This is a genomic window from Pseudoalteromonas shioyasakiensis, assembly GCA_013391845.1.
Lineage (GTDB): Bacteria > Pseudomonadota > Gammaproteobacteria > Enterobacterales > Alteromonadaceae > Pseudoalteromonas > Pseudoalteromonas apostichopi.
The window spans coordinates 40,466-59,569 of the sequence record CP058414.1 but is presented as its reverse complement, the minus strand read 5'-3'; the positions used below and the strand labels follow the sequence as shown (position 1 = coordinate 59,569).

14 protein-coding genes and 1 pseudogene are annotated in these 19,104 nt (G+C 37.2%); all 15 read left to right on the top strand.

The features are described 5' to 3' along the window. Positions 1-14: 14 nt before the first annotated feature. The 15 genes and pseudogenes from HYD28_00240 to HYD28_00170 all read left to right on the top strand — a co-directional run bounded on the left by HYD28_00240 (position 15) and on the right by HYD28_00170 (position 19,047). Positions 15-1,307 (top strand): EpsG family protein, encoded by a 1,293-nt coding sequence (locus HYD28_00240; protein QLE07520.1) that lies wholly within the window; start codon positions 15-17, stop codon positions 1,305-1,307. Between the two features lie 27 nt (positions 1,308-1,334). Further along, on the top strand, positions 1,335-2,276 hold the full coding sequence (locus HYD28_00235) for a glycosyltransferase family 2 protein (protein QLE07519.1): 942 nt from the start codon (positions 1,335-1,337) through the stop codon (positions 2,274-2,276). A gap of 11 nt (positions 2,277-2,287) precedes the next feature. Beyond that, on the top strand, positions 2,288-3,790 hold the full coding sequence (locus HYD28_00230) for a hypothetical protein (protein QLE07518.1): 1,503 nt from the start codon (positions 2,288-2,290) through the stop codon (positions 3,788-3,790). Continuing rightward, positions 3,787-4,839, top strand: coding sequence for a glycosyltransferase (locus HYD28_00225; protein QLE07517.1), 1,053 nt, complete (start codon positions 3,787-3,789; stop codon positions 4,837-4,839). Before HYD28_00230 ends, HYD28_00225 begins: the two co-directional genes overlap by 4 nt. After that, the gene (locus tag HYD28_00220) at positions 4,832-5,551 is read left to right on the top strand and encodes a WecB/TagA/CpsF family glycosyltransferase (protein ID QLE07516.1); all 720 of its coding nucleotides are present in this window, start codon (positions 4,832-4,834) and stop codon (positions 5,549-5,551) included. Before HYD28_00225 ends, HYD28_00220 begins: the two co-directional genes overlap by 8 nt. A gap of 51 nt (positions 5,552-5,602) precedes the next feature. Beyond that, positions 5,603-6,842 (top strand): annotated as a pseudogene (wecC, locus tag HYD28_00215) (UDP-N-acetyl-D-mannosamine dehydrogenase). Between the two features lie 61 nt (positions 6,843-6,903). After that, a complete protein-coding gene (gene wecB / locus HYD28_00210) occupies positions 6,904-8,019 on the top strand; it encodes a UDP-N-acetylglucosamine 2-epimerase (non-hydrolyzing) (GenBank protein ID QLE07515.1) in 1,116 nt (371 codons plus the stop codon). 494 nt (positions 8,020-8,513) lie between these two features. Beyond that, positions 8,514-9,629 carry a polysaccharide biosynthesis/export family protein gene (locus HYD28_00205; GenBank protein ID QLE07514.1) on the top strand — a complete coding sequence of 372 codons (1,116 nt, stop codon included), beginning with the start codon at positions 8,514-8,516 and terminating at the stop codon, positions 9,627-9,629. Between the two features lie 8 nt (positions 9,630-9,637). Further along, a complete protein-coding gene (locus HYD28_00200; GenBank protein QLE07513.1) occupies positions 9,638-10,072 on the top strand; it encodes a low molecular weight phosphotyrosine protein phosphatase in 435 nt (144 codons plus the stop codon). A gap of 13 nt (positions 10,073-10,085) precedes the next feature. Continuing rightward, positions 10,086-12,329, top strand: a complete 2,244-nt coding sequence (locus HYD28_00195) for a polysaccharide biosynthesis tyrosine autokinase (protein ID QLE07512.1) — start codon at positions 10,086-10,088, stop codon at positions 12,327-12,329. 239 nt (positions 12,330-12,568) lie between these two features. After that, complete coding sequence (gene tviB / locus HYD28_00190; protein ID QLE07511.1) at positions 12,569-13,849, top strand: Vi polysaccharide biosynthesis UDP-N-acetylglucosamine C-6 dehydrogenase TviB; 1,281 nt, start codon at positions 12,569-12,571, stop codon at positions 13,847-13,849. Positions 13,850-14,113: 264 nt separating this feature from the next. Then, positions 14,114-15,142: a Vi polysaccharide biosynthesis UDP-N-acetylglucosaminuronic acid C-4 epimerase TviC gene (gene tviC, locus HYD28_00185; GenBank protein QLE07510.1), complete on the top strand. Its 1,029-nt coding sequence runs from the start codon at positions 14,114-14,116 to the stop codon at positions 15,140-15,142. Continuing rightward, a complete protein-coding gene (locus tag HYD28_00180; GenBank protein QLE07509.1) occupies positions 15,135-16,418 on the top strand; it encodes an oligosaccharide flippase family protein in 1,284 nt (427 codons plus the stop codon). Before tviC ends, HYD28_00180 begins: the two co-directional genes overlap by 8 nt. Beyond that, entirely contained in the window at positions 16,411-17,676 is a 1,266-nt protein-coding gene (locus HYD28_00175) for an oligosaccharide repeat unit polymerase (GenBank protein ID QLE07508.1), read from the top strand. Before HYD28_00180 ends, HYD28_00175 begins: the two co-directional genes overlap by 8 nt. Positions 17,677-17,880: 204 nt before the next feature. Next, complete coding sequence (locus tag HYD28_00170) at positions 17,881-19,047, top strand: glycosyltransferase (protein QLE07507.1); 1,167 nt, start codon at positions 17,881-17,883, stop codon at positions 19,045-19,047. The last annotated feature ends 57 nt before the right edge of the window (positions 19,048-19,104 follow it).

Below are 19,104 nucleotides of genomic sequence, written 5' to 3'. Positions count from 1 at the left end.
GATAAGGTTATAACTTGAACGCTGACGACTCTCTCTGCTTTGCTGAACAACAACAGCAAGTAGTAAATACCAAGCTATTAATCACTGGCTGCCTGTTGCTTGCAGGCTGGTTATTTTTGCCATTTTTAGCTTGGGTTGCAGGCGTATTTATTTACGCCTTTGCAGTACAAAAAACCAAGCTTGATAGTGCAATCGTCTTTTTTGTTGTGTTCTCGTTATCTGTGCTGATCGCTTCGCGTCATATAGGCTATCTTTGGGGGGGAGCAGATGATATGCCCTCTTACTTAATGGCTTATGAGCGTTATAGCAGCTTTTCTAGTATGTTACCCACCTCATTACTGTATGCAAAGCATGCAGATTTCTTGTTTGCTTTATATAGCTGGGTTGTAGCGAGCCTAACTAATAATCACTCATTCCTTTACTACTTTACAACGCTAGCGGTTACCTACCTGTTAATTTGGAAATTTTGTAAGTTAGTTGATAATCCTAGCCCACTGTTGTGCTTTTTAATGATTGTATTTTTTTATAAGTTCTTTCAAAGTCAGTGGCACTTGATCAGAGCGTGTATGGCTGTGCCAATTTTACTCTATGGAATTTGGTACTCACAAACGAATAAGAAACATGGCATAGCCATTTTTTTCTTAGGAAGTTTAATGCACTTTTCAACAAGCTTTTTACTACTCCCTTTGCTTATTTTTAGTAAGCATTTAAATAGACGTTGGAACATTGAACAATTAATCTTGTTGATCTTAGGGTTTGTTTTTGCAGCAATTTTTGGGGTGTTAGCAATTAAAGGGGTAGGTTCTGTTATTAATCATTACATGATTAATAAAATTTTAACGCGTTTAGTTTTTGAACCTAGTTTTTCAAAACTACCTTCTTTGTTGTTTTTTATTTTCGTCACGATTATCGCATTACCTGGCTATATAAAAACAACAAGCCCAACGTATATTCGATTATTTAATATGATGAGCTTTTTGACATTGCTCAGCTTTATTGCGCTGTTTTTTATAGGTGATGAGTTACATCGCATTTTATTGCCGTTGTATCTTTTGTATGCCCCTTTAATGTTGTTAGCATTTCAGTACATAACACCCAAAATAATAACAGGCACCTTTTTATTTTTAGTTATCGCTTTTCATATGGCCGCATTTTCTTATGTGCTCCTGATTAATGAAAGTAACTTTTTTTATCAAGATGAAATACATAGACATCCGATAGAAAACAAAGGGTTAGATTACTTCTTAACCTTTAAGCACTATAGCGAAACAGATATTACTTATTACGATGGTTACCGAAATAAGTAAGCGCGATATATTACCTAGGCTTTTAAAATGAATAAATTAATTACTGTCATCATACCAACGTACAAACGTGCGCATGCATTACCTAAAGCAATCGCAAGTGTACAGGCTCAAAGCTATGAGAACTGGGAAATAGTGATTGTTGATGATAATGATCCTAGTAGCAATGCGCGTGCCCAAACCGAAGCTGTAATGGAACAATATGCTGATGAACAGCGAATTAAATATATTCGCCATAGTGCGAACAAAGGAGCTTGCCAAGCGCGCAATACCGGTGTTGATTTTGCGCAAGGCGAATATGTAGCATTTTTAGATGATGATGACCTGTGGCTACAAACTAAACTTGAACAACAAATCGACGCATTAGAGAAAAGCAATGCAGCTATTTGTTATTCCGATATGTATTTAGAGTATCAAGGCTGGAAAAAGTACTTTGGCTGCCTTGGAGCGGATAACTTATACGAATCGTTACTAAATCAAGGTTATGGTATTTGCACATCCGTCTTATTAATTGCAACGGATGCTATCCGCGATGTTGAAGGCTTTGATAACAGTCTACCAAGCATGCAAGACTATGATTTACTACTACGTTTATCAAAAAAATACCCTGCAATTCACTTAGCCGAAGCACTTATTACGTACCAACTTGCTGATGATGGTATTTCATGTAACCCGGTATCAAAAGCGAATGGTCATCGTGCAATTATAGATAAATACGAGGCAGAGTATCTTCACCTTGGCTTAAATACTGGCTTATCAAGACAGTTCGAAAGTTTGGCAGACTTTGAGTTACGTAGCGGTAACCGAATGATGGCAATAAAAAAATACACCCATGCTTTAAAGTTAAAGTTATTAAACCCACGCGTAATAGTCAAATTACTGGTTGGGGCGGTGTTTGGTAAAAAGCCTCTTGAAGCCTACCTACAACGACGTCAACAACGTACGTCTGTTAATACAAATGCAGCGTCATAAGGATAAATAAAATGCGTGGCATGTATTTAAATTGCGATCCAAAGTCATTACCGGCTTCTTTTGCTGCAATGTCCGACAATAGCAAGCTATATAAATTTCCTGAAAATATAGCCCAAGGTTATTTGATTTACGATACCAATGCTTGGTCGACTCCGCCGATAGAGATATATCAAGAGCAAGTATTTATTGCTTCAGGTTGGTTTATCTATAAACAAAAGTTAAACCCGCTTGCTTTACTTGCTAAAGACATTGTTGAACACGGACCAAGCGTATTAAACGATATTTTGGCAGGTGTATTTGTCATTTATTGGAAAAATGGTGAGCAAACTACTTTGCTAACGGATGCACTAGGTTTATCAACTCACTATATCGATAGACTAGCGAGTGAACTTCGTATTGCGCCAAGTGTTAAAGCACTTCTTACTGACAAGCATACATTAAATAATGATATGCAAAGCATTCTTGGTAAAAAGCAGCATTTGTTTGGTAATTTCACGCTTTATAACGAAATTGAGCGCCTACAACCTGGTGCGGCAATTACTTCTGGAACAGAGCTGAGTTACTTTACATTTTATGACGGCAAAGCAATAGAAGACCTTGGAGAGTATGTAAATACATTAACTGAATTCTGGCCTTATGACACTCGCATTTTACCTTTAAGTAGTGGCCTTGATTCTCGTTATTTATTAGCGAATGGCACTTATAAATATGGTTTTACTTACGGACCCGAAGGTTCGCCAGAACGCAAAATAGCAGGGCATTACCAGCAAGACTTTGAACACTACCATGCCTTTGATTTTAATGAGCAGCCACTTCATGGACAAGAACAAGCAATTTTGGACGAAATGGCGTTTGCCACATTAAAGCCTATTAATCGCTTGTATACCAATTATCACTACATTGCACAGCACTATAACCAAACCTCTACTTTTTATGACGGTTACTTAGGTGATTTATTTCAGCGCGGCACCTACATTAACTTTAAGGGAAAGCGAGGTGAGCTATTAAAGTTAGTGCCATTTGTTTATCGTTTTATCAACTTTAGCGCACATAAGTTACTTCGGTTACGCTATAAAGAACTGACTAACGGCGAATTTGAGATACTGTGGCAAGATTATAAAGTTAAAACTGCTAACTTAGCATTAAATGATTATCAAAAAGTGACTTACTATGAGTTTGTGTATGGTAGAGGTGGTCGCTATACCGTATTTGGTAGCAATGTATTAGCCGCACAATTTTTTACAATAGTCTCACCATTTGCCTCTCGAATAGTATTTGACTCATTTATTCAACAAGACTATTCACGAGCGGTGTCTTATAGTAATTTAAAGAAAATATGGTCAAAAACAGCTTCAAAGTATAAGAGTCAGGTTGTAGAGTCGGGTTATTCCCCACAGACACCAGCAGCTTTTATACCTTTTATACAGCTAACATACCGATTAATGTTTCACTTTATACCGTCGCGTGCCAACTATGGCGTTAAGCTCAAGCGTATGGAGAAACAAAAGAAGTGAGCGATTTTCGTGTATTACTCTTATCGAACATGGGGCCAAGTAAAAACAAGCCAAATTCAGGGCGGTTTGTTTATAACCAATATGTGAGCTTAAAAAAGCAGGGTAATTGCCATGTTGACTTTTATTATTTAGATCAAGAAGAAAAGTCGGGTATTGCTAAGTTATTGCGTTATCCTTTGTTCTTTTTACGTTTTGTACTTAGCTATATTTTTTCATTTAAAAAGTACGATATCATTCATGTTCATTTTTATTTTCCGAATGTTTTATTAGCTATTGCTTATAAGCTTTTTCGAAATTGGCGAGCAAAAATCGTTGTCACCTTCCATGGTAGCGATATTTATTTGTATCCAACACCTGGGCCTGTTTATCGGTATAGCTCAGGTTTTGTTGATAAGTTTATTTTTGTGAGTGAAAAATTAAAGCAGCGATTTTTTAAGCCTGTTTCTGCTAGTGTGCTAAGTGCGGGTGTGAATGACCTATTTTATGAGCCACAGACAACCGCATTAAAACAGTTCGATTTTGTTTTTGTAGGGAATTTAAATAAAAACAAAGGTATTGATAGGCTCGAAGCAATTTTAGAAAATTTTCAGCGTAAGTTAACGGTAGCGATAGTAGGGTCAGGTGATAGTTCGTTTTTAGAGCGTCTCGCTAGAAACGAGAATGTGAGCATTCGTTATTTTGAGTATTGCAGTGCGCAACAGCTGGTTACAATTTATAACGAAAGTTACATGTTGATTAATTTATCATATAATGAATCATTTGGTTTGGTAATGGCGGAAGCTATGGCATGTGGGTTACCTGTAATAGCAACGCAGACCGACGGCAGCACCGCGCAAGTACTAAATGGCGAAAATGGCTTTTTAATTCCAAATGACGAAAACGTATGTGTTAACGCAACGTCAGCAATAGAGCAAGTTTTGGACTTATCAGAACAAGACTATTTAACAATGCGCCTCTGTGCAATAAACTCTGCCGCACCATACCAGTTATCCTCTGTAACAGAGGAAGTTTTAAAGATATACGCTAAATTGAGAGTTGATAATGAATAGTGTAAATGTAGGTGGGATTGACGTATTAGCCTATAAATCAATTGATGAACTTATTGATACTTCAATTTTAGTACCTGAGGGCGTAAACCCAGGTGTTGCAGTTGCAATAAACCCTGAAAAGGTAATGGCAGCGAATATTGATCAACAGGTTATGAGCACATTACAACAAGCTACTTTGAGATACCCAGACGGTATTGGTGTGTCTTATGTAATGTCAAAGCGATTAAAACAGCCTGTGGCGCGCATTCCTGGTTGTGAGCTTTGGGAGCGTTTAATGTTACGTTCTGCAGAGAACAATGTGCCAGTATTTTTATTAGGCGCGAAAGAGTCTGTGGTGCTTGAAGCTCGCAATAAATTGCTAGCGCAAGGCGTAAATGTTGTTGGTTATCGAAACGGTTATTTTTCTGCTAGTGAAGAGCAGCAAGTTATTGAAGAAATAGCTACCTCAGGAGCAAAGCTTGTAAGTGTTGCTCTAGGGTCGCCTCGTCAAGAGTTATTTATTTTTGAGTGTCAGAAGTCGTGTCCAACTACCTTTTTTATGGGAGTAGGCGGCACTTATGACGTGTTTACCGAAAATGTAAAACGAGCACCTGCTGCTTTTAGAGCCGTAAACTTAGAGTGGCTCTACAGATTATTAAGCCAGCCAACAAGGATATTGAGGCAAAGTAACTTAATTAAGTATTTTTATTACTACCTTACAAAAAAAGTTTAAAGTTGCCCAGGGCTGGGTTTTTACAAAAGTTAATTTAAATTAGGGGTTTAAATGTTATTTAAAACTGTATCAGTCGTTGGACTTGGCTATATAGGCTTACCAACTGCAGCTGTTATTGCATCACGCGGAATTAATGTTATTGGGGTTGATGTAAGCCAACACGCTGTAGATACAATTAATGCAGGGAACGTACATATTGTTGAACCAGACCTTGATATGGTGGTGCGCAGCGCAGTTAAAGCCGGTAATTTAAAGGCAGTAACAAAACCAGAAAAAGCAGAAGCATTTATGGTGGCTGTTCCAACCCCTTTTAAAGAAGACTACCAAGCAGATTTGAGCTACATAGAAGCTGCAGCAAAAGCAATAGCGCCAGTACTCGAAAAAGGCAATTTAGTTATTTTAGAGTCAACTTCGCCTGTTGGGGCAACAGAAGAGCTTGCAAACTGGTTAGTCGAAGCACGCCCAGACCTAACTTTTCCACAAACCGCTGGCAACGAAGCAGATATAAATATTGCACATTGCCCTGAGCGTGTATTGCCAGGTCACGTTTTGCGTGAACTTGTAGAGAATGATCGCGTTATAGGCGGTATGTCGGAAGAGTGCTCTAAAAAAGCGGTTGCCTTGTATAAAACCTTTGTTGTGGGTGAATGTTTACTAACAAACGCCAGAACAGCAGAGATGGCAAAGCTAACAGAAAACTCATTTCGTGATGTAAACATTGCGTTTGCAAACGAACTATCAATGATATGCGATAAGTTAGATATTAATGTTTGGGAGCTTATAAAGCTTGCAAATCGTCACCCGCGAGTAAACATTTTAAACCCAGGCCCTGGTGTGGGGGGGCACTGCATTGCTGTTGATCCATGGTTTATTGTTAGTTTCTGCGCCAGAAACTGCGAAGTTAATACGTCAGGCTCGTGAAGTTAACGACGCCAAGCCTCATTATGTTTTAAAGCAAATAACCGATGCAGCCGATCAATTTAAAAAGCCAGTGATAGCGTGTTTAGGTATTGCATTTAAAGCTGATATTGATGATTTACGCGAGAGCCCTGCACTTGATATTACCGAAATGCTAGCTCAAAACAATGAAGCAGAAGTGCTAGTTGTTGAACCAAATATCAACGAGCTACCAGAAGCTCTAGCAGCGTTAGGCGTTAAATTGGTTTCAATTGAAGAAGCGCTTGAGCGCAGTAATACACTAGCAGTGTTGGTTGATCATAAAGAATTTAAGGCCATACCTGCAGAGCAAGTAGCCAGAAAAGTGGTTGTTGATAGCCGCGGAATTTTTTAACTCAATAAGTAGATTTAGTAAGCCTGCCATTTTTGGCAGGCTTTTGTGTTTAGGATAATAGATGAAAGTTTTAACCGTATTTGGTACCCGCCCCGAAGCAATTAAAATGGCGCCGTTAGTTCTTGCGCTTGAAAACGATGCAAGAATTGAAGCTAAAGTGTGTGTAACAGCACAGCACCGAGAAATGCTTGACCAAGTACTGGATCTTTTTCAAATAACGCCAGATTATGACTTAAACATAATGAAAGCAGGGCAAGATTTATACGATATTACGAGTAAGATCTTACTTGGCTTACGTGATGTGCTTGATGAGTTTAAACCTGACTGGGTGCTTGTTCATGGCGATACAACCACGACATTTGCAGCATCAATGGCCGCGTTTTATAAGCAAATTAAAGTAGGTCATGTAGAAGCAGGTTTACGTACAGGTAATTTGTATAGCCCATGGCCAGAAGAAGCAAACCGCACATTAACGGGCGTATTAACAGCAAAGCATTTTGCTCCTACGCAAGCGTCTGCCGAAAACTTATTACGTGAACACGTATCAAAAAACGCTATTTTTGTAACGGGTAACACGGTAATAGATGCATTACTGCAAGTTAAAAAAAACGTACTTCCAAAAGAGGATGTACAGCAGCAGCTAACCGACAAGTTCGCTGATATTTTAGATAAACCTTATGTACTTATTACAGGTCATCGTCGAGAAAGCTTTGGTGGTGGGTTTGAGCGAATTTGCCAATCAATTTCGTCGCTGGCCTCAAAATACCCTGACTATAACTTTGTATACCCTGTGCATTTAAACCCAAATGTACAAGAGCCAGTTAAGCGTTTGCTTGCAAATAAAAGCAATGTAAAACTTATCGACCCACAAGACTACTTGCCATTTGTGTTTTTGATGAACCAAGCATATTTAATTTTAACAGACTCAGGTGGCGTACAAGAAGAAGCGCCAAGTTTAGGCAAACCAGTGTTAGTAATGCGTGATACTACAGAACGCCCAGAAGCGGTAGCTGCAGGCACAGTTAAATTAGTAGGCACAGACACCGATAAAATTATAAACGCGGTTAGTGAGCTAATTGATAATAAAGAAACATATACACAAATGAGCTTTGCACATAACCCATACGGTGATGGAAAAGCGTGCGAACGTATCATTGAGGGTTTATTTACTAACTAAGAGAGTTATTCTAAAAGAGTAAGAGCCTTTCTTTTCTTATGGTAAGATCCTGGCTGCTTGTTAGCGTAAAGGTTTATGCTAACAAGCTTTTTTACCAACCCATTTTAAAACCTCCTTTAGAAACAAAACCAAGCTTGAAATATCGCGAGCCGCCTGTATAATGCCCTCCTACTTAAGGATGTTCCAATGTAAATGGATAGTAATGTAAAGTTGCTAAATTACGAATAAACAAGTCAGATATGCCTTCGACTTTAATTACTTCAAAAAAGAACTCCATAGAAATTGTAAAAGCTTTACTTTTTAATGCGCTTAAAATGCGATGTTATTGACAATTTTTTAGCTATTAGCGCGGTTATGCTTTTGTATATGAATAGGTCTGTTTAGCCTTGATTCAGGGCCTTGTTAACTTGCGTATAACAAGCCGTCATGCTTTAATTGATCAGCTTTAAAATAAGTAAGTGTAAAACTTATATAATAATCTTTTAGGAAGAAGAATGGCGTTCAAATTTAAGCTCTTTGCAGCAACTTTATCTCTCCTCTCTGTAAGTGCATGTACAATCATACCAGGTAGTCATTACGAAGGCATTGATTCAGGTGCTCAAGTAGAAAACTTAGAAAAAGACCTTGAAAAAGTTAACATTCAAGTTATTGATTCTTCTTTAATAAATATTCAAAAACGCGAAGTTAAAAAGGTTAATACTACAAACCGAAAAGGTATTGATACCTCTGACTACCAATATCGTTTAGGGGTAGGTGACGTACTTACAATTGGTGTATGGGATCATCCAGAACTTACTATTCCTGCCGCAGTACAACGTACGGCAGAGTTTGATGGTTTTCGTGTAGCAGAAGATGGCACAATCACTTATGCCTATGCGCCAAAAATACCAGCTGCAGGTAGAACTGTGGCTGAAGTACGCGCAGACTTAGTAAAGCGCTTAAGCCGAGTAATCGAGAACCCACAAGTTGATATAAAAATAGTTGGTTTTAGAAGCCAAAAAACCTATGTAACAGGCGAAGTAGAAAACCCTGGTGTATACCCAATTACCGAAATTCCACTCACAATAATTGATGTTTTAAATAATGCAGGCGGTATTACTGACCGTGCTGATTGGCGTGAAGTAACCTATACCTCTGGCAATAAAACAGAAATTATCCGCTTAGATGATTTTTACAGCCATGGTGATATTTCGCAAAACCGTTTACTAAAACATGGTGATATTGTGCATGTTAGCCGTAACGACAAACACCAAGTGTATGTATTGGGTGATGTACTAAAAGCTGGCACCGTAGATATTGACCGTTATGGCTTAAATTTAGCGCAAGCATTAAGCGACACGGGCGGTATTAGAGAAGCAACCGCGGATGCAAACGGTATTTTTGTACTTCGTAAGCGCGATTTAGCCAAAGATGGCGTAATTGCAGATGTATACCAATTACATGCTAAAAATGTAGCAGCACTGGTATTAGCAGAGCAGTTTGAACTTAAACCGCACGATATCGTTTATGTGACCGCTGCACCACTTGCACGCTGGAACCGCGTAATCAGTTTATTGCTACCGTCTATTTCTACGGTTGACTCAATTAACGATGTAGCCAATACAAACTAAGGATAAGTATGTTTGACTCAGTATTAGTAGTCTGTGCTGGCAACATTTGCCGCAGCCCAACTGCAGAGTATGTACTTAAAAGTAAGTTACAAAACAAAGGGATTACTGTTACTTCGGCTGGTTTAACTGCATTAGAAGGTAAACCAGCCGATGCCACTGCTCAGCAAATTGCTGAGCAGTATGGCATTAACATGGCAGAGCACCGCGGCCAACAAATTAATTCAGCATTAGTACAGAACAACAGCGTTATTTTAGTGATGGAACAACGTCATCTAACTGACTTATGCACGCGTTACCCTCAAGCAAGAGGTAAAACGTTTTTGTTAGGCAAATGGTTAAACGACGCCGAGATCCCCGACCCATATCGTCAGAGCTTAGAAGCATTTACCCATGTTTATGAGCTAATAGACAGCGCATGTAGCGCTTGGCAAAAGTATTTATAAGGAAACTGCATTAATGAATGCTCAGCCTTCATCGCTTAATAATAGCAACCGAACAACTCAGAGTAGTCAGCAAGAGTCGCAAGAAATAGACCTAATGGCCCTATTGGGGGCTTTACTCGACCGTAAATTATTTATTATGGCCATCACCGGCGTGTTTATGGTGCTAGGTGTTATTTATGCTATGTATGCAGCACCTGTTTACCAAGCAACCGCCATGATACAGGTAGAAGACAATAGCGCTACGGTACCTGGCTTTGATGACATGAGCGGTATGTTCGAAAGTACCTCGGCCGCGGTAACCGAAATCGAGCTATTAAAATCGCGCTCTGTTATTGGTGAAGCGGTCGACAAACTAAACCTAGATACGGTAGTTGAACCAAAACTATTCCCGCTAATTGGTAACCGAGCCTACAGAAGCTTTAAACCAAGTTCACCGGGTGAACTGGCCGAGCCGAGCTTTGGCGCAAGCTCGTATGCATGGGGCGGTGAAAGCATAGATGTATTTAGGTTCGATGTGCCTAACTTTAATATTGGTACTGAGTTTGTTGTGGTTGCTCAGCAAAATAACCAATTGGCATTGTTAAACGAAGCTGGCGAAACAGTATTAACTGGGCAAGTAGGGCAAGAGCTTACTAACGGTATCATTGAGTTAACAGTGCGTAGTTTAAATGCGCGCCCAGGTACTGAGTTTATTATTACCAAACGCGACCGTTTAAATACCATTTTAGATTTGCAAGAAGCAATTGGTGCCAGCGAAAAAGGCAAAGACTCGGGCATTATTAACTTAACCTTGCAAAATGCCGACTTTAAATACGCCGAAAAAGTGCTTGAAGAAGTTGCTGGTATTTATGTGCGCCGTAATGTAGAGCGCAACAGCGCAGAGGCACAAAAGTCACTTGAGTTTTTAGAAGTACAACTACCTGAAGTTAAAAAGCAACTCGAATTTGCTGAAAAGCGCTTTAACGATTATCAAATTAAACAGCAATCAGTAAACATAACGCTTGAAACACAAGGTGTGCTTGATCAAATTGTACAGCTAGAAACTAAATTACAAGAGCTAGAATTACAACGCTTAGAGCTTAGCCGTAAATTTAAAAAAGGCCACCCTGCTTACCAAGGTATACTTGAGCAAATTAAAGCAGTAAAAAAACAAAAGGATGACTTAACCGGCGAAGTAACCAACTTGCCGTCTACCCAACAAGAGTTATTACGTTTAACCCGCGATGTAGAGGTTAGTAACCAAATTTACACCATGCTACTGGCTAAAACCCAAGAGCTCGATATTGTGCGTGCAGGTACCGTAGGTAACGTACGTATTATTGACCACGCCGAGGTAAACACATCAAAACCAGTTAAGCCTAAAAAAGCGCTAATAGTGGTTATGGCTACTATGCTAGGTGGCATGCTTGCAGTTGCAATTGTGTTAGTGCAAAAAGCACTACATAAAGGGATTGAAGACCCAAGCGAAATAGAAGCCATGGGTTTACCTGTTTATGCAAGCGTACCCTATTCAGACCACCAAGATAAGTTGGTATCGTTTGGTAAGCTTAAAAACCGAAAAGCCACCCAAGCAAATACGATATTAGCGGTTGAAAACCCTGCCGACCTAGCCATAGAGGCACTGCGTAGCCTACGCACCAGCTTACATTTTGCGATGATGGAGGCAAAAAATAACGTGATTGCGATATCGGGTCCAAGCCCTGGTGTGGGTAAGTCATTTATATCGGTTAACTTAGCAACCGTATTGGCACAAAGTGATAAAAAGGTACTGATAATTGATGCTGATATGCGTAAAGGTTACCTACAAAAAGCGTTTAATGAAAAATGGGAAAACGGTTTAAGTGACTTTTTATCGGGCCGATTAGAGCTTAAAAATGTTATTAAGCAAACCAAAGTGCCAAACCTGCATTTAATTACTCGCGGCCAGGTGCCACCAAACCCATCTGAGTTATTAATGCATGAGCGCTTCTCAAAGCTGGTTGAGACCATTAAAGAGCATTACGACTTAATAATTATAGATACACCGCCTATTTTGGCAGTAACAGACCCTGCAATTGTCAGTGCTCATGCCGGTAGTACTCTTCTTGTTACTCGTTTTGGACAAAACCATGTACGTGAATTAGAACTAACACGCAACCGTTTTGAGCAAAATGGCATAGATGTTAAAGGCGTTGTATTTAACGGTATTCTTAAAAAAGCCAGTAATGCTTATGGGTATTATGGTTATTACAACTATGAATATAAGTCGGGTAATTGATCCCCATAAAATTAAAAACACTAGTAAATTTACTAGTGTTTCACTAAAGCGTGAAAGGTTCATAGTTTGTAAAGAAAGCCTACGTAATAATATTTTATTATAACTTCTAGACCTATTGAGACTATAAAATTATGGCTTGAGATATTAGCCATCTGAATAGCAGATTCAAATAGTGTTCACATTAAAACTTTAAGCTGTTTGCACTAATTTTAAAAATTTAGTTTAAGAGAGTATTAAAAATGCAGCATTCATTAACGGACCTAAATATTGGCATAATTGGGTTAGGCTACGTAGGTTTACCGCTAGCAGTTGAGTTCGGTAAAAAGTACCAAACTTTAGGTTTTGATATAAACCAAAACCGTGTTTCGCAATTACAAAACGGTCATGACACGACATTAGAAGTTAGCGGTGAAGAATTAAAACAATCACCAAATTTAAGTTATTCACATACAGTAAGTGACCTTGAAAGCTGTAATACTTATATTGTTACAGTACCTACACCGATTGATGAGCATAAACAGCCTGATTTAACACCGCTCATTAAAGCAAGTGAAATGTTAGGTAAAGTGGTTAAAAAGGGCGATATTATTATTTATGAGTCGACGGTTTACCCTGGTGCAACGGAAGAAGCTTGCTTACCAGTAGTAGAGCAAGTTTCAGGTTTAGAATTTAATAAAGATTTTTTTGCTGGATACTCACCAGAACGAATCAACCCGGGCGATAAAGAACACCGTGTTACTAATATATTAAAAGTAACAAGTGGTTCAACCCCAGAAGTTGCAGAGTTAGTTGATCAACTTTATAAGTCAATCATTACTGCGGGTACTCATAAGGCAAGCTCAATTAAAGTGGCAGAAGCTGCAAAAGTAATCGAGAACACCCAACGCGATGTGAACATTGCTTTAATTAATGAGTTATCAATTATCTTCAATAAATTAGGTATAGATACGCTTGAAGTGTTAGAAGCTGCAGGTACTAAATGGAACTTTTTACCATTCCGCCCTGGTTTAGTTGGCGGGCACTGTATTGGTGTAGACCCATACTATTTAACCCACAAAGCACAAAGCGTTGGTTATCACCCAGAAATGATTTTAGCAGGGCGCCGATTAAACGATGGTATGGGTAAACATGTTGTTTCTGAACTCGTAAAAAAAATGCTTAAAAAACGCATTCATGTTGAAGGTGCTAATGTACTCGTAATGGGTTTAACATTTAAAGAAAATTGCCCAGATTTACGTAATACTAAAGTGATTGATATTGTTAGTGAACTAAAAGAATACAACATTAATGTAGATGTGGTTGACCCTTGGTGTTCAAATGAAGAAGCTCAGCATGAATATGGTTTATCGCTTACCAACGAGTATAATCAAAACCATTACGATGCTGTTATCGTGGCGGTTGGGCATAATGAATTTAAAGAGATGGGCGCAGAAAAAATACGAGCGTTAGGCAAAGCTGAACATGTCCTTTACGACTTAAAATATGTTTTACCTAAAGATAGCGTAGATATGCGCTTATAAAAGCCATAGTTACTAGGTGCTAGGAAGATAAAGTCACTAGGGATAACAATAAAACTAGAAAGTGTTTGACGGTAAAGTAGGTGTTCCAATACTTTTTGAAGAACCTAGAACCTAGAACCTAGAACCTAGAACCTAGAACCTAGAACCTAGAACCTAGAACCTAGAACCTAGAACCTAGAACCTAGAACCTAGAACCTAGAACCTAGAACCTAGAACCTAGAACCTAGAACCTAGAACCTAGAACCTAATTTTTAAAGGATCTCCATGACTCGTTACGAACAAATCAAAACAGAACTACAGGCTTCACCTAAAACTTGGTTAATAACTGGTGTAGCAGGCTTTATTGGCTCAAACCTGTTAGAGCATTTACTAAAATTAAATCAAACAGTATTTGGTTTAGATAACTTTGCGACGGGCCATCAGCATAATTTAGATGAAGTGCAAGGATTAGTTACTGCTGAGCAGTGGGCTAAGTTTACTTTTATCGAGGGTGATATCCGTAATTATCAAGATTGCGAAAAAGCGTTGGGTCATAATGTTGATTATGTATTACATCAAGCAGCACTTGGCTCAGTACCACGCTCTATTGCAGACCCAGTTACAACAAATGCTGCAAATATCACAGGCTTTTTAAATATGCTACAAGCAGCAAAAGAGGCAAATGTAAAAAGCTTTACTTATGCAGCAAGTAGCTCTACATATGGTGATCACCCTGCACTGCCAAAGGTTGAAGAAAACATAGGTAATCCATTATCTCCTTATGCAGTAACTAAATACGTGAATGAGTTATATGCGGGTGTTTATGCTCGTACTTACGGATTTAAATCGATAGGCTTACGTTACTTTAATGTATTTGGGCAGCGCCAAGATCCTAACGGTGCTTATGCTGCAGTAATCCCTAAGTGGACAGCGGCTATGATTAAAGGTGAAGATGTTTACATAAATGGTGACGGCGAAACAAGCCGTGATTTTTGTTTTATTGAAAATACAGTGCAAATGAATATTCTAGCAGCTACAGCACCTGATGAAACTAAAGATGATGTATATAACGTAGCAGTGGGTGACCGTACTACACTTAATGATTTGTATAAAAGCATTCAATTAGCATTAAAAGAATGTAATATTGATGTTAGCCAAGAGCCTACCTATCGTGAGTTTAGAGCAGGTGATGTTCGTCACTCTCAAGCCGATGTTGAAAAAGCGGTAAAAAACTTAGGTTATGCACCAGAGTACAAAATATTACAAGGTATTAGTAAAGCAATGCCTTGGTATAAATGTTTTATAAATGAATAAGGCATTTCTCAAGTCCTTTTTAGTTTATGGAGGGAGTGCAGGACTATCCCGTATTTTACCAATTCTAATGCTTCCCATCTATTTAAATCATTTAAGTGTAGATGCATACGGTAAAATAGAGGTGATATTTGCAGGTTTTAATCTATTACTAATATTTGGTCTCATGCAATTAGAGACCGCTTTACAGCGTTTTTATTACAAAGTAGAAGATAAGGCAGCTTTGTTTTATTCTATGGTGACTGTTACTGCTATTTTATCTACAGTAGTGGTAGTTGTGAGCGTAATTTTATCTGATACTATTTCCTATGGCCTTTTCGATAGTAGCTCAGAAAGTTTATCTATTGTTATTATGTCGGTTACCATTTTTTTTGCTAATATTGCGACTATCTGCATGGTTTTTTTACGTTACGATGATCGACCTATTGTATTTTCGACTATGACTATCGGGCAAGTGATTATAACTGCTTGCGTAACATATATGCTGGTCGTTTCTTTTAAATACGGGGGCGAAGGGTATTTTTATGGGCTATTTTTTGGTTGGTTTTTTATAGCTATTTTTAGCTTTTGTAGTATAGCGACTAACTTGGCTTTTAAATTGAATATTAACTACGTAATAGAATCATTTAAATTCGCTCTTCCACAATTTCCAGCCAGATTAGCAAGTTTTTTTGTACAATTTGGAAATAGATTCGTTGTGCTTTCTATACTTGGAACACAAGCCGTTGCTGTTATGTCACTTTCTCTTAAGTTTGCCGCGATATTTCAGTTGTTATTACTGGCTTTATCTATGGCATGGAATCCATTTTTGTATAAGAACGAAAATGCTGAAGATCTTAATGAAAAGGTAAATAGCTTATTCAAGTGGATTTTAATTTCTCTTTCAGTCATCCATATATTAACTATCCTATTAGCAGAGCTCGTTGTAACAACCTTCTTTGAAGGTGAGTATGATGCGGCCGCCAAGTATGTGATCTTAGCAATTATTCCGGTGCAATTACTGATAATAAAAGAGGTCGTTGAATCAGGTGTCAGGCTGGCAAATAGAACAAAATATATTTCTTATGCGTATTTTACCTCTGTAACGGTTACCGCAGCACTTATGTTTTTCTCAACAACGATTGAACAAGTTTTTATAGCAACAATTATAGGAGCATTAGTGCTTGTTTTATTCAGTTGGTATTATTCTGAAAGATTTTATCGAATTAAGTACTCTAAGCTTAGTTTTACTATGTACATATTATTACTAATTACAACTTTTGGAGTTCTAAATGTCTGAAGGCTCTTTAGTATATCAGTTAGTTACTCTCACAATTGCACTGATTACAATATTAAGTGTCATCGTATCTTATACTCGCAACAATGACTTATTTTCACCGGTTAAAATTTTTATTGTTTTTAACATTTTTTTTTATGCGGATATATATTTTAACCATTATAGCGATATGGTGGTGGCTACATACTTTTTACAGTGCCTTTTACTTTTTATTTTCTCCCTTATAGAAAAGCCAATCAAAAAAGATATTTTTTATGTTAAAAAAAATCTTAATACGAAAGTGATCATTGTAATTTGGGTGCTATCAATGATTTCTATTCTTAATCAGCTCATTATTATAGCTGAGTTTGGTGGAATCCTTAACTATATAGGAAATATAGCGCTTAGAGTAGAGTATTTCAAAGGTAAAGGGTATATTCTTGTCTTAAATAACTTAATAGCAACATTGAATATAGTATATTTATCTTTGATGTTGTCATCGAGTAACAATAGTAAAAATCAAAAATTTTTATTTGTACTTCACTTTAGTATCTTTGTTGTTATGGCTTTATTATCAGGGTCACGTTCCTTTTTATTGATGACTATTATGGTAGAAATAATATGTTATCATTATTTTTATAGGCGTTTAACAGTAGCTAAAATGGCACCGGTAGTATTATCTATTTTATTTTTGGTTGCATTACTAGGAGGTGTTAGAAATTCTATGGATACATCTGATGGGGTTATATCTGTAAAAGGGGATAATGTTGAGATGAACTCAACACATTTTCAATATGGACTAATACCACTGGAGATTATTTTTAACTCTGAGATGAAAGAATTAAGTTATGGGATGACTTATGGTGCTTTTTTTACTAATTTTGTACCAAGACAGATTTTTCCAGATAAATTAGACAGTGGTGGTGTAGTTTTTACTAAGCTTTATACTGGAGATCGCTGGGGGGGGTTATCTAACTTAGCTACAGGAGCTGTTACGGAAGGAATTGTTAATTTTGGTCCAACGGTAGGTTTTTCAGTAGGTTTATCTTCTTTAGCGTTACTTTTTTTAGCTGGAGTCCTTATGTATAATAAGTTGCAAATGATTTTAGCTAGTAAGTACAATTATATTTATTTTATATTATATATTTATTTTATTCTAGCTTTCGCTAGATATTCATATTCAGATTTTTCATATACCTACTATTCTTTGGCTCTTAATGTTTTTTTTCCAATAATTTTAGTTGTTATATTGTCCAAGATAAAATTTATATCGCTTAAGTAAAGGTGGAGTGTATATGCTTGGTGAATTTTGAGTGTATGTTATTAATATGGTGTGTGGCCTAGTTTAATACTGATGATAGAGGTGGTTTGCTCGCTTTTTACGACGACTTACCCAAATCATTAGTTAGCTATAGGCATAATTTTAGGTAAGTGAGAATTAAGCCATCTATATTAATTTTAAATTAATTAATCTTGCAGGAGATATATGAATATTTTGAATGTGGCCCACCTTTTTCATAACGGTGATGGTGGCGATGCGGCAGCGATTAGAACTAATTTTATTATGAAGGGGCTGGCAGAACAGCAGTGTAATATAAAAACAGTTTCATACGCTCATGATAAGAATGCATTAATAAAATATAAGAAGAACGATGAGAAGTTTAGCTATTTGAGCCAAAGATACATTGAGAAGAAAATATTTAGGAATTTATTTAAACTGATTATGCAACCAATATTGCTTTTTAGTCAGATTTTAAATTGTAGAAAGAAAACCGATATTGTTTTTTTTGATAGAGTGCCCGCTTACCTAACTGTTTCATTGTTATTAGCAAAAATGCTATTTAGAGTTAAATTCGTATGGGGTGTAAACGAATTTCCAGTAAGTTTTGTTAATGAAAAACCATACTCTTTCAAAGCTTTTGTAGAGTTGCTTAGCTTTAAAGTTTTAGGTAGGGTGGCAGATTTAATCATAGTAATATCTTCGGAACACGAAACTTGTTATAAAAAATTATCAACAGGTAAAACAAAGACCTTAATAATACCTATTTTAATGAATACAGATGAATGCACTGAAGTAGAAAAAATAATATCACCTAAAAAATTAATAACATATTGTGGAGCTTTGAGCACTAGTAACGGGATAGATTTTTTAGTCAATGTTGCTAAAGAGCTAATGGTTTTGACTAATGATTTCAAAATTTCAATATTTGGACCTAGTATATCAACCAAGTATTTGGAGTCACTTAGACAAAAAATAACATTATTAGGATTGCAAGATTATATAGAATTAACTGGCGCCGTTTCAAATAAGGAAGCAATAGAATATATACAGCGTAGTGATGTTTTGGTCATTCCAAAAGTTAAGGATAAACGAGCTATAGGCTATATCCCCTCGAAAATGGGTGATTATTTATTTAGTGGTAAGCCGGTTGTGTTTAGTAATGTTGGAGATGTACCCAAGTACATTAAGCATGGAGTTAACGGTTATCTAGTTGAACCAGATAATATTATGGAGTTTGCGAAATGTTTACATTTTATAATAACTAATTATGACGAATCTTTTGTTGTTGGACAAGAAGGTAGACGAACATCATGTTTATTTGATTATAAAATTCAGTCACAAAGTATAAAAAATGCGTTGAATGAATTGTAAGAAATGAAATTTCATATGGAAGATTAAATAGTTAAGGTTTATATGAAATGGTTGTTT